Below are 13657 nucleotides of genomic sequence, written 5' to 3'. Positions count from 1 at the left end.
GATTTGACACGACAATTTCTAGCTGGAAAGGGTTCAATTTTCTAGGGATTATAGTTATTGGACTAAAAAAATTTATGAAAATCAAAAAAGTCTAGATGACTTCCATTATAAAAGTAAATACAGCAATAGACATTATACTCAATAAATTGCTATAGAAAACACCGTAATGCTTTACCAGGGTTAAACTGCTAAGTATAATTCCAAATGCTCCACTTCTTGTTAAAGGATTCTTCATCTTAATAATTTGCTTTATGTGATCTTGTAAAATGAGATTATTGATACGAATATTTCAGTTTACATCTCAAGATTGATTTATTCATACGGTTTGATTTATCAAAGTTAGCTTCTGTACTATCACAAATCTAACTACAAAAATATCAATTAAAAAAATTGTTTCGAGGACAACTTTCTACATAATAAAAAGCTATAAATACTCTAATTATCAGTGCTTTAAATTTTAATAGTCAGCTATTTTCATTATAAATAACTTCTTAAAGAAAAGTGTTATAACCTATTTTAACAACATTCTTCTGAAGGAAAATAAAACTCGGCTCATCCCAATCTATTGAAAGTTGCTAATCAATTGTCCTGAAACTCTTAGTAAAGCTACATGAGATTGAATGAGCACAAATTGTGCATTAAACAGATTGAGAGAGGAATTGAGGAAGCTATTTTGAACTTGACGGAATTCAAAAGTGGTGATTGTTCCCTGTTCCAATTGTTTTTGGCTCAATACTAAATTTTTCTCTGCTGCATTCAGACTTTCTTTACTTAACTCCACTTTTCTGATCGCATTTTGATATTCTTTATAAGACTTAGTAAATTCTTTTTTGAGGTAAAGTTCTACTCTATCCATTTCAATTTGAGCTTGTTCCTTTTTAATAATGGCTGATTGTATCTGCCGGTTATTCTTACCCCCATTATAAATTGGAACAGAAAGCGTTAACCCAATTGTTTGGCCGTACCCAAACCCTCTATTTGTCTCTTCCTTAAAACCACCCTCCAATTGTGGCATATCAGCGGTATACCAATTGGTATTTCCAGAATAACTCATATCTGCCATAAGTGTTATTGATTTTAGGTTCTTGTTTTGCTGATAGTTGTTTTCTTGCAAATACACATTGATTTTCTGCGCCTGCAATGAAGAGTTGTAAGTGTTCATCTTATCATACAGCTCTTCATAATTAAAATGAATTGGCGTGATACTCAAAGGGTCAGTCAATTGATATTGCTGATCTATTGCCTCAATTCCCATCAAAAAATTTAAATCTCTCTGTGCATTTTCACACACTAATTTCTGATCTATATAGTTTGTGGAGTCGGTATAAAAAGTGGTTTGATCTCTAGCCAATTCAAACTGACTTCCTGCCCCCACTTTATTATGCAATTCGGTTGTTTCTAATTTATCCCTTGATAGCTTTAAAATTCGTTCCAATACTTTCAATTTCTCATTTTCATACTGCACCATATAGTAGGATTGTACCACTTGATCAATCTGCTCTTCCATTTCATAAAGCAACTGCCATCTTGCTCTTTCCTCCAGTTTTTCAAACTGTTCTTTTCTAATAGAAACATTGAAACCATTATACAAAACCCATTGCCCGCTAAGTCCAAGATTGATGGAATTATTACTACTTTTCCCTTCCAAGGCAAAAGGTGACGCAGGTGAAGAATATTGATATTGAAGATTGTTAGAAGACTGTAATTGTACTTGCGGATACCTCCCTGCATTTCCCCAAGTATTTTGCTGTTCAGCATCTTGAAGATTCATTCTTTCTATTTTAATCTCAAAATTCTGATCTAAAGTATAGTGAATAGCCTCTTCCAAAGAAAGTGTATTCACCTGACTGTAGGAATAAAAACCCTTTAATGAAAAGAGTATTAATAAAGCGAAATGTTTCATGATTTTTAGTTCGTAATCGTATCCGCTTCTGTAAAAAGCTGACCATCTTTAATATGGATGACACGGTCTGCATATGCAGCGATATTGATATCATGGGTAATCATAAAAATAGTTTTACCCTGATGATGAATTTCTTTGAGCAGTTCCATAATTTCCAAACTGGTTTTGGAGTCCAAAGCACCTGTAGGTTCATCAGCAAAAATGATTGACGGTTGTGTGACAATTGCTCTGCCAATGGCTACTCTCTGCTTCTGTCCTCCGGATAGATTGTTAGGAAATTGATCGGTTTTATCTCCCAACCCTAGTTGTTCTAAAATTTTTAATGCTCTGTCTCTACGTTCTTTTTTCTTGACTTTCAAATAATACAATGCGAGCTCGATATTCTTGATTACTGTTTTATTGGGAATAAGATGAAAAGATTGAAAGACAAACCCCATTTTTTTATTTCTTAATTCAGCTCTTTCAGTTTCACTTAATCTCCTGCATTCTTGTTCCTCTAGCAATAACTCCCCTTCCTCAAAATTATCTAATAGCCCCATAATATTTAACAGTGTGGATTTTCCAGATCCAGAAGCTCCCATTACAGCAACAAATTCTCCTTCATTTATAGTAAGAGAAATATCCTTTAAAACATTAGTAGATTGTTTATCTGAAGTATAAGATTTGAATACCTTCTTAAGTTGTATCATAATTTTAGCAATGATTCTTCTGTTAAACCATCCGTTACTTCTATTTCAGTTCCATTTGATACACCTACTTCCACATATTTTTTCTCTTGTTCCCCATTATTATTTAAGTACACGAAAGTACGTTCCTCATCATCAAAATGAAGCATCTCTTCCTTAATCGCCAATACACTATCTGTCTCCTCTATTAAGATATTGGCGACTGCCGAATACCCTGATCTGATTAATAATTCCTGGTTTTGCTCATAAGCAATCAACGCCTCGATCTCAAATTTAGAAATTCCGTTGACCTGTTTTCCTTTCGGAGAAATATATGTCAAAACAGCTTCAAAAGCTTTACTCCCTGCCGCTTGAATTATAATAGGAAAGCTCATTTTTGGTGAGAGATATTGGATTGTATTTTCAGAAATCATCCCTTTAAAAAGCATCTTATTCATATCTGCCACAGTTGCTATTGTACTTCCCTCGTTAAAAGTGTTGGTCTCTATCACAAAGCTTCCCTCTTTATAAGGCGTATCTAAAATTACCCCAGAAATAGTAGAGTAAACCTGATTGGAAACTTGTTTCTCTCCTGTAATGTGTCCTTTCTTAATTAATTGTATTTTTCTTCGAATCGAATACAATTCCTGCTTATATCTCTTTTCTTCATTTTCGATTTTTTGAAAAGCACTTTCAGCGATTGCTCCTGCTTCAAAAAGCAGACGATTTCTTTCTAATTCAGCTTTTGCTAAAGCATAACTATCAGTAACAAGCTTCAAAGTATTTTGAGCATCTTCTAATGATAAAGGGTCAACAATTACTTTCAATGTGGCAATCAAATCTCCATTTTTCACGTGATCACCAGGTCTAACATAGAGTTTATGAATCACCCCTGATATTTGTGGCTTTAAATGCACCTCCTTCATCGGCTCGATATATCCAGAAATTTTCCGTTCATTTTTAATGATAGAGTAATAAGGGTGCACTCCTTTATTATTCAATCTTTCTTCCTTTTGATTGTTCTTAAAAGCGAAAGCAGAAAAAACAGCCACCAAAACTATTGAGAATATGATTATTTTACTTTTCATTATTTTTAATTTTCTTCATTTAATGCTTCCACAACCGTTAAATCCATTGCTCTTTTAGCGGGAATAAAACCTGCTATTATTCCTGCAAAAAGCAACAGTAGAAGTGCCATAAAAATCATCATAGGATTTATAGACAAATGCTCTATCATTTGATTATCTGAAGCTTCAAAAAAGAAGTAATTCAGTAGTTCTAAACCTCCCAATCCTAAAAAAATACCGAGCGTTCCAGAAACAAGCGTAAGCAATGCGGACTCCGTTATGATCATCACCAAAAGTTCACGCGGAGACGCCCCTAATGCTTTCCTGATTCCCAATTCTTTGGTCCGTTCTTTTACTCCCAACACCATCATATTACATATACTTATCACTCCAGATAATAATAATGAAATGCCAATCCCCCATAAAAATGAATTCAAGTATTGAAATAAGCGATCAAATGACTTCCGCTGTTCTTTCGTTTCTAAGACATAAATAGCATTTGCATCATTTGTATCAAAGCCTAGTATTTTCGACAAATAAGGTTTGAGCCGATCTGTAACAAACCCTTCCTCAGATTCCTTTGACAGTGCAACACCAAATGAACTATACGCATCATCTTTCTGAAATTGGTTTTGATAAGTTTCCAAAGGAAGAAAGATTGTTCGAGATTCAGATTGAGCAAAAAGGTTATCACTATCTACTTCGCCTATAATCAAATAAGGCCTGTTGCCTATGGTAATCGTTTTTCCAATAGCACTTTCATCATTGTAAAGGTTCTTCTGTTGATACCCTCCTATAACACAAACATTTCGCTGTTGCTGACGGTCTATTGGATTAAAATAACGCCCTCTTTTTAAAGGGAAGTTTTTCAACTCAAAAAAATCATTATTTACCCCTTTTAAAACACTTCTCAAATTCCTGTTCAGGTAAGTAGTTTTCACTTGTTCGGCATACTCCACCTCTATTCCCAACTGATCTATTTCTGAAAACTTTTTCATCAAACCGTTCAGAAATTCTTCTGAAAAAGAGACTCTTTTCCCTTCCACTTCTCCTTTATAAACCAATGAAGTTACACCTCCATATACCCAAACTGTATTTTTAGAGTAACCTGAAAACACTTTCTTGATACCATTATAAAGACCTTCTCCTCCACCTAAAAGCAGAATCAATATCAACAGGCCCCAAGACACACCGAGACCAGTGGTGATGTTGCGTACTTTGTGTGATAAAAGGTTTTCTAGTGGTTCTTGTATAAGATTTAAAAACATTTAAATAATTTTTATAAGAATTCCAACACGTATAAATAGCATTATTAAAAACTTATTTAATTATATTCATGCAACGTTTTCATAAAATGTATGTTTAATATTTTTCCCACTTATCACTTTCATCGTTAACAATATTATTATCAACACGTTAAATACAATATATATATATATTATATTATTGAATTTATCATAGAATGAAATAATAAAGCTATTGAATAACAACATATATGAAACTAATGGATTAACTGCCTGAGATTTACCTATAATTTTCATGACATTTTGAGGTCTAATTAAAGAGCCATAAAGTGATATAAACACGTTAGATAATGTAATCAACAAATAAGAAACAAAATATCTAATTGATAATTCAGGCATGTATACTAAAACTAAAACATAAGTAAAAATAAAATCAACAATTAAAACAGTAAACATCATTTTTAATTGTATAATTAGAAGAGAAAAAAGATATCTTTTCCTAACTGAAACTGATAAGAAAACACTTTTCAAAAACCCCCAAGTATTACCAAAAAAATAAGTTGAATAAATTAAATTTGACAAAAATATCCATATTAAATAGGTATAAGCATCATCGATTTTCGAATACTTATAAAACAATATTATTATTAATACAGAAAGAAATTTTATTAATATAGCTAATGATAATGCTTTATGGTTTTTTTTACTTCCAAATAAAAATCTCAAACTAAAACTATTTATTAGACTAAAATTAAATTTAAATCCTGAAAAAGAATATATATTTATAAAAAATCTTAAGACTATACTTACACAATAGCTAAAAAATAAATACACAATATGTGATAAATTAAACTTATAAAAAGAAATAATTACAAATAAAAATATAAATACATATAGATATATTTCATTTAAAACATTAACAAAAAAATCAATTATGATTCTACTTTTATAGCTACATGGAAAATGAGGCAATATATACTGCTCCTTTTTTTTATAAGCAGGAAAAAATTGATAAAAAGTAGGAGTTATAATTACAAATAAATTCAAATAATAAAAAAGAACATTATAGTAAATAGATTTAAAATATAATACACTACTAAATAAAAATCCATAGGCAATAACAAAAAAAATAATCAAACATTGCAATAACACTTTCTTATCACTCCCAATTAAATTTTCTTTTTTTATATAAAAATGAAGTCTTAGTACAGTTTTAAAAAAATTCATATTACCAACTTATGTTTAGAACAGAAGAGTCAATAAATTTATCATTTAAAAACTCTCTTAAACTTACTTGAAAATTATTTGTGACATTTTGTATTGACCCGTAATTAATAATATTATAATTTTCAATTACAGCTACATCGGTCACAATAGATTCTAATAATTCTGAATTATGAGAAGTTATTAATATTGACCTTTTATTATTTGAATAATCTTTTAAAATGTTCAATACCTTTCTTCTAGAAACTTCATCAAGCCCACTAAATGGCTCATCCAAAAATAATAAATCCGGTGCATGAAGCATTGAAGAACATATTAAAAGTTTCTTTCGCATACCAGTTGAAAAATTATCAATGGTTTCCTTTAAATTGTCATTTTCAGAGAAGAAATAGGCTAATAAACTTTCAATTCTATGATTCAACAATTCGTTCTCCATTTTATAAATTTCACCTATAAATTTTAAATATCTTCGAGCATCTAAAGAATCAATAAGAGGTATGCTTTCAGCAACAATACCAATTTTTAATTTATCTTCATCTTTAAGTTTAGTATGTTCCTTACCATTTATTAAAATATTCCCTAAGTCAACCTTTACTAAGTCCAAACAACAATTTATTAAGGTAGATTTACCTGAACCATTTATACCTATCAAACCTAATATTTGACCTCCATTTAATGTTAGATTAGCTTCTTTAAAGATGATCTTATTATTATATTTTTTTGAGAGTTTCTTAATTTCTAGCATATAAAAATATTATTAATAATAAAAAAAGAATTGACTGGAAGGAAAACTTCCAGTCAATAATATTTATGATGACATAAACTTATATGTAGCATATGCTAGACAACCTGCAGAGACTGCAACAGATCCTACTCCTGTAAAAAGTACTGCAGTTGCCCATCCTAAACAAAAGCCAGTAATAGGCGAACCTCCTTCTATTTTCTCTAAATTTTCTAATGATATATTTTCCATTTTTTAAAAGTTAAAGTTTAAATTTAAACACAAGTTGCCACAGCAATAGCAGTTCCAACCCACACACCTACTCCAGTATACCAAGTTGCTACTGCAATACCCACACCATAGGCACATAAGTCGCCCTGAGAGACTCCTCCTTGCACCAATTCCATTTCATGAAATTCAAGACTTTCCATTTTAATCAAAGTTTGTTTTTGAATTGCCTACTCTTTTCAAGCTTTTCGGCTTCCGCTTATTATTTGTGCACAATAATATTTTAAACCACTGCAAATGAACGCATGGTATTATTTTCTATTTTATACATCCTACCCACATACTGAAGCATTTCATTATGATGTGAGATCACTATTGTTATTCTGTGTTTTGCATCTTTTTTTACGATTTGAAGCACTTCTTTTTCAATAGTTGAGTCCATTGCAGATGTAAATTCATCTAGCAATAAAACCTTTGGCTTTTTAATCATCGCTCTTGCAAAAGCGATCAGCTGTTTTTGTCCGCCGGAGAGGTTTACACCATTTTCACCAACTACTGTCATATAGTTTTGAGGTAATTTCATGATCAAATCATGAAGTCCAATCTCTTGACATATTTTCACCGCCTCTTCAAAATCCTCAGGCTTTTGGCTCATAGTAATATTTTCAATCACTGTCCCTGAGAATAAAATAATATCTTGATCAACAACTCCTATATGCTGTCTCCAGCTTTCATTTGAGATTTCATTAAGTTGATGTCCATCTACTTTGATTTCACCTGATGATGCAAACTGAAACTTCTGCAGTAAGTTTAATATTGTACTCTTTCCAGAACCACTCTCTCCTGTTAAAGCTATTATCTCTCCTTTTTCAACTTTAAAATTTAGCTTTGACAACAGTTCTTTTTTCCCTGGGAATCTAAAACTGCTCCCTATGAACTCAATCTCTTTAATATCATTAATCACTACATCTGTGGTTGCTTTCTCCTTCTCTATTTTTACAAACTCATACATCCTGTCAAAGACTACTTTTGCCTCATTCCATTCTATATTTGACAAAGAAACTCGAATCACTGAAGGAGAAATATTCATGGCTACTGTTAGAATAGCCATCATTTCGCCTGTAGTCAATTGCTCTTGAAAAACGAAGTAAGCTCCTATTCCAATCAACAAAATTGAAAAGACTACATTCCAACTTTCCATTAAACTACTGACTTTTAACTGCAGTTTTGAAAAATCAAAAATTCGTGCTTGAAATTGGTCATAGATTAGTTTCGTTTGATCCGTAAAATAGCTTTCTTTCTTGTTGATTTTTACGGCCTTTATTCCTTGAACTGTAGAAATATATTGGCTTTCAGTTTGAGCATATAATTCCATTACCTCCTGCTGTGCATCCATAATTGTGGTATTGTATTTAAACGCCACAAGTACATACACTGGAATAATAACCAACACAGCTACTCCAATCCAAATATTAAAAAAGCAGAGGTAAATCAATGAGATTAAAACCAGTAAAACATCAATGGTTATGTTGGTCATAAAGTGTGTTACCACTTGCTGTAAGCGTTGAGTATCATTGAGTCTAGCTACCATTTCTCCTGTTTTTCTTTGTTGGAAAAACGGCACTGGCAGGTACATCAATTTACTGAAAAAAGAGTGAATGACATCTGAATTAAACCGCTTTGAATGTTTTGATAAAAGAAGGCCTCGTATGTAGGTAAACAATACTCTGCCTCCTAGCAAAACACACAATAAACCCACAGAAAGCAACAGTTTCACCTTATCATTAGAGGGTAAAATGTGGTCAATCAGCCTCTGAGAAAAGATACTCATCGATAATCCTAAAACTGCAATCACCACACCGATAAAACCTCCTGAAATTAGATAGTTCTTATCTTTCTCTATTATTTCTAAAAACCACTTTTTCCTGTTTTCCTTTGTTTCAGACTCTGTCTTCAACTGAGGTGTTTTTTCCAAAACTAAAACAGTTTTAGAAGTCCATATTTCAAGTAATTGTTCTTCGGTATATTCTTTTACACCACGTGCAGGATCACCAATCACAAAGGTGTTATTATGCTGATTGTATTGATAAAAAACAATGTAATGCTGTAACTGCTGATTGATAATCACATGTAATATTGCAGGTTGCTGATGCTCTTTCAAGCTCTGTAATGTTGCCTTACATCCGTTTGCTTTAAATCCAATTTTCTGAGCCGCTTCATAAAGGCCTAACATCGACGTACCAGTAACAGTTGTTCCACTGTAAGCCCTTAATTCTTCCAGTGAGATAGGAGAAGCATCATAATAATTGATGATACTCAGCAGACAAGCAACACCGCAGTCCGATTCCCCTTGTTGCATCACCTGATACTTCTCAAATGTTTTATATGACTGTTTCATTTTCTTTAAAAGTGTTAGTTATCAATGTGAGCTTTGAGAACCCTTTTATATTTTTAATCAACTCCCCTTTTGTATTGTAGAGAAAAGCATTGGGCACTACAGTTGAGCCAAACATTTCAAAAAATTCATTCTCTTTTGCTTTTAAAAACAGTAGTTTACTTGCTTCCAAATGTTGTTCAGCCCTAAAGCTTTGGACTTCATGAATCGGTTGATCTGAGACAAAAACAACTTGAATTCCTTCATCTTCAATTTCATCAAAATGATCATTAATAAGTTGTATTTCATCTTGACAGAAATGACAGGTGGAGTTGAAGAAAACTATCATTGTCTTTTGAGATTGGAATACCTCTGATGAAATATATTTTGATGTATCTGCATAAGACTGAAAAGAAAATGAAGGCAAGTATTTTATTGAATCCCCCACTTTTTTATTTTGTTCTAACGATTCATATATTTTATATACGAAACCAGAGAGCACCAAAAGAAAAGTACCGATAATTAGTATTTTGAGATGCTTCATTTCAGATTAACTGTATTGGATTGATAAAAAAGTAATAAAAACAGCCCATGTAAGCAGACCACTTCCATAACCATATAAAACAATCTTATAGGCTTTCACCTCCGTCTTTTCTGAATCCAAAAGGTATCGTTTAATAAGGTAAGTCAGAAGAAGAATAAAGATTACCTCAAACACATTGATCAGATTCAAAAGATAGGTGGTCCAGCTCATTAATTCTTCTTGACTGAGGTAATAATACAATGTCCAAGGAGTGAAGGAAGTCATATCATTTAAGGAAATAAGTTCTTCCACACTTATAAACCATATCATTTGAAACAGACTAGGAATAATGAAAATAAACTCTGTCAAGATTACTATTCCAAAAGTCTTTTTGAAAGAAAGAGAAACATCAAACAATACTCCGCCTATAATCAAAGCCAGTGTGATCATCAATATTTTCAGGCTCAAAACGACTGGAGCAAAAAGGTAGGAAAACCACCAATATTCCATATTCCATTCCAAGAGTCCGTCTATTTGTTCTATTGTTAATTGTTCGCCGTAAGTTGAATACCAAACCTCATCGGTAATTATAAACTCGTTAGAAATAAACTGAATAGTCCAAGAGATAAAAACGAGTACAATGAAAGAAGTAATCTTATTGGATTGTAAAATTGAATTAATCATGTTGTTATGCATTCATTTTGATAATTTGGCACCAATACTTTCAGCAACTCCTCTGCATTAATGTATTGTGAACTATCACTAATTTTCTGACTTAATTTTTTCATGTTGTCATGAAAAGAACGGTCTTTTAATAGATTGTTTAACTTTTGTAAAATCACCTTCTCAGAGTCCGAATACGTTCCTCTTAAACCTATTCCATGATACACAACTCTACTTGCATTCCCCACCTGATCCAGTTCCTTACTGCCAGGGTAAATCAGCATTGGCGTTTTGGTCAGAATACATTCATTGATTGAATTTACTCCACCATGACCAATCATAAGATCCACTCCTTCTTTTAATAAATCCACCTGAGGTACTCTTCTAAAAAAGTGAATATCGGACCCTTTTGTCGTCTCCCTCAACTCCAACCGAAGGTTTTCATCTTCGACACAAATCAAGAAAGTCACTCCTTTCACCTTTGTAAAAGCTTGGGCCATTTTCATTAAAAACTGCTCATGACCATAGTACCTCCAAGCCATTGTGCCAAAAGAACAGAAGACCAATTTATTGTCTGATGCAGTATGTTGCCGCATGATTTTATCAAACATATAATCATAAGTCAAATGTTGCCTTTTCATCAGTTGATTAGGAGCTACATACAAATGATTTTCTCTTTTTTGATGGGGAAAATCAAACTCCAAAAAGGTGGTATTCACTTCTGGAATAGTATGATACCCAAGAAACTTATAACGCTTTCGATCAATTATATTTCTGTCAAGTCCTTTATCTTTCATGTATTCCAGTACTGCACTTTCAAAAGATCCCATCAAAGTATTCATCATATATTGTCGTAAATGATGTTTCGCCCAGCTGAGTCTCACTTTTATATCTGACCATTTATTTTGTGGTGTTGGTATAAGAGTTGAACTCAAAGGTGGTTTCTTTTCAGATTTTATAGTTGAGACGGTGGTCTCTACCAAAGCAACAGGTATATTTTGCTTCATCAATGACAAGATATTTCCTTTATAAACAGAATCTACCAGATAAAGATCCGGCTTTAAATCCTGAGTCGATTGAAGGAAAAAATCTTTCGTCATGATTTCCTTCTTCACCTTATGGATAGACTCACGTTCTGCTGATAAGTTTGCGATCAGTGTATACCAGTATTCCCATTTATTTGACGCCGCCTTTCTGTTGACAGGCTTATCAACAATGTCTTCTTTGTCATCGATTCCATACCACTCAAAACCATTTTCAATAATCAGTCCCCGGATCGAATCTACTCCCACATAAATCACCCTATGCCCCAAATCTTTCAAGCCTTTCGCAAACTGAAATGTGGCATTATGATGACTTTCCTGTGGGAAAATTCTCAATACAATAGTTAGCATAATTCTACAACTTCTTCTATTAACCCATTCTCTAAAAGACTCTTTATTCTTTCTTTTAAAATTTCAATATCAAATTTTTGTCCTCCAATATTTGCATTCAAAGTGATCTCCAAAAGCTCTTGATAAGTGATTGTATTAAACTTCAACTCACTGATAATAAAAGTATCAACAGGTGACATTTCAGTCTTTTGCAAGCCTAATTCTGGATGAAGATATAGTAAAAAACTCTTACCATTTTCCTTATTGAAATAAGTGGAAAGATGCTTCTTTTGCCTCATCCTCGATTTATTACTCAGATGATAATCCTTCTTACTTAAATCTTTTTGCTTTGCTATTTCCAAGAGCCAATTAACCGGTTTTGATTTCAATTGAAACTTCAGTTTTTCTTCTAAAGAAACAATATTAAGAGACGTATTAGTCAGGAAATCTTGCTGAAAAAAAGTTTCGAAGGCATCATAAAAAAGCATTCCTCTTTTGGGTTTATCAATCTTAAATACAGATGATAACGTTTTGAAATGACCTTCTAAAATCTCTGCCCAAACATCAAGTTCTAATTTTGCTTTTTTCCCCAACTTCTTTTGAATAAAAGGAGTCAATACAGACGTTTTTTTCTTTTCAGATAAATTCAAAATACAATACGCTTTCCCAACACTTCCTTTAAAAAGAGAAAGGTCAGAAATATGCTCATTTAAGTAATGACTTGACAGCGTATCAGTATTCGACAATCGACTAATAATTCGATCTAATTTCTCATCAACATCAATCTCCCCTAAAGCAACTAACGTAAATACAACCCCTGTCATTTTATTTAGTTCTGACAAGTTTTTATTTTCAGGATTGCTTAGAAAATGTTCTAATTCTCTTTTGAGTATAACAATACCCCATATACTTTTATCTATAAAATGTTCTCTTGAAAGCAGATAACCTGACAAGCCAAGATCCCAATAGGAAGAATAGTTTTCTAGCTGAAATGAGTTTTTATTGTCTAAAGTAAAAAGTTGATTTACCTTATAAATATTACCAAAATAATGGTCGTGATTCATGGTATCAGCCCACCCTTTATTTTCTTTAAAATAGTGATCTTCATATTGCAAAGCTTCCTTCATCACCTTTCTCAACATACCATTATCTTCAAAGACAATCTGTTTTTGTGCTTCTAACAATGAGAAAACAATTCCAGAATTACCTTTCAGAAAACCCATCACCGGAGCAAAAGATTGAGGAGCTTCATCCCAGTAAATCCCGTTCTCTGTAAAGCGTATATGATGAATAATCAATTTACTGCACTTCAGGATCTCTTCTTCTAAATAAGCTGATGGAGCAATTTGATAAAGATGAAGCAAACCAAGCAAGTAACCTGATACTCCTTCTTCTAAATTGACTTTATGGAATGCTCTTTCTCCGATTGAAACATTGATAATATGACGAGCATTTATCAAATACTGCTCCTCTTCAAAAACTAAATACGCTTCTGTTAAGGCATAAATCAACCCTCCTACACCATTATAAAAACCAACATTATTAATTTTTTCCTCATAATAAAGAAAACAATCCTTCAGCCCTCCTTCTATTAATTCTTTGGTGATGGCTATTTTAGGTTGATCTAGCTACATCCGTTACTAAAATTACCACATTTATAGTAATGTTTTTC

Annotated in this window: 13 protein-coding genes; all 13 read right to left on the bottom strand. The window is 32.4% G+C overall.

All coding sequences use genetic code 11. The features are described from left to right. Positions 1-562: 562 nt before the first annotated feature. Complete coding sequence (locus HHU12_RS30980) at positions 563-1903, bottom strand: TolC family protein (protein ID WP_169660617.1); 1341 nt, start codon at positions 1901-1903, stop codon at positions 563-565. Between the two features lie 5 nt (positions 1904-1908). Continuing rightward, positions 1909-2592 carry an ABC transporter ATP-binding protein gene (locus HHU12_RS30975; protein WP_169660616.1) on the bottom strand — a complete coding sequence of 228 codons (684 nt, stop codon included), beginning with the start codon at positions 2590-2592 and terminating at the stop codon, positions 1909-1911. Continuing rightward, complete coding sequence (locus HHU12_RS30970) at positions 2589-3656, bottom strand: efflux RND transporter periplasmic adaptor subunit (protein WP_169660615.1); 1068 nt, start codon at positions 3654-3656, stop codon at positions 2589-2591. The genes HHU12_RS30975 and HHU12_RS30970 overlap by 4 nt, the downstream gene beginning before the upstream one ends. A gap of 5 nt (positions 3657-3661) precedes the next feature. Beyond that, positions 3662-4903: an ABC transporter permease gene (locus tag HHU12_RS30965; protein ID WP_169660614.1), complete on the bottom strand. Its 1242-nt coding sequence runs from the start codon at positions 4901-4903 to the stop codon at positions 3662-3664. Positions 4904-4969: 66 nt separating this feature from the next. Continuing rightward, positions 4970-6106: a hypothetical protein gene (locus HHU12_RS35160; RefSeq protein ID WP_205960041.1), complete on the bottom strand. Its 1137-nt coding sequence runs from the start codon at positions 6104-6106 to the stop codon at positions 4970-4972. Between the two features lies 1 nt (position 6107). Next, positions 6108-6848, bottom strand: a complete 741-nt coding sequence (locus HHU12_RS30960) for an ABC transporter ATP-binding protein (protein WP_169660613.1) — start codon at positions 6846-6848, stop codon at positions 6108-6110. Positions 6849-6911: 63 nt separating this feature from the next. Beyond that, on the bottom strand, positions 6912-7076 hold the full coding sequence (locus HHU12_RS30955) for a hypothetical protein (protein ID WP_169660612.1): 165 nt from the start codon (positions 7074-7076) through the stop codon (positions 6912-6914). A gap of 23 nt (positions 7077-7099) precedes the next feature. Beyond that, complete coding sequence (locus HHU12_RS30950; RefSeq protein WP_169660611.1) at positions 7100-7255, bottom strand: hypothetical protein; 156 nt, start codon at positions 7253-7255, stop codon at positions 7100-7102. Positions 7256-7335: 80 nt separating this feature from the next. After that, the gene (locus HHU12_RS30945; protein ID WP_169660610.1) at positions 7336-9450 is read right to left on the bottom strand and encodes a peptidase domain-containing ABC transporter; all 2115 of its coding nucleotides are present in this window, start codon (positions 9448-9450) and stop codon (positions 7336-7338) included. Then, positions 9434-9970 (bottom strand): peroxiredoxin family protein, encoded by a 537-nt coding sequence (locus tag HHU12_RS30940; protein ID WP_169660609.1) that lies wholly within the window; start codon positions 9968-9970, stop codon positions 9434-9436. The genes HHU12_RS30945 and HHU12_RS30940 overlap by 17 nt, the downstream gene beginning before the upstream one ends. Positions 9971-9976: 6 nt before the next feature. After that, on the bottom strand, positions 9977-10633 hold the full coding sequence (locus tag HHU12_RS30935) for a hypothetical protein (protein ID WP_169660608.1): 657 nt from the start codon (positions 10631-10633) through the stop codon (positions 9977-9979). Next, the gene (locus HHU12_RS30930) at positions 10630-12006 is read right to left on the bottom strand and encodes a glycosyltransferase (protein WP_169660607.1); all 1377 of its coding nucleotides are present in this window, start codon (positions 12004-12006) and stop codon (positions 10630-10632) included. Before HHU12_RS30930 ends, HHU12_RS30935 begins: the two co-directional genes overlap by 4 nt. Continuing rightward, the gene (locus tag HHU12_RS30925) at positions 12000-13565 is read right to left on the bottom strand and encodes a lanthionine synthetase LanC family protein (RefSeq protein WP_240971209.1); all 1566 of its coding nucleotides are present in this window, start codon (positions 13563-13565) and stop codon (positions 12000-12002) included. The genes HHU12_RS30930 and HHU12_RS30925 overlap by 7 nt, the downstream gene beginning before the upstream one ends. Positions 13566-13657: the final 92 nt, after the last annotated feature.

Source organism: Flammeovirga aprica JL-4, assembly GCF_012844305.1.
GTDB classification, from domain to species: domain Bacteria; phylum Bacteroidota; class Bacteroidia; order Cytophagales; family Flammeovirgaceae; genus Flammeovirga; species Flammeovirga aprica.
Note: the sequence above shows the minus strand (reverse complement) of the source record. Positions and strands in the feature narration are given on the sequence as shown.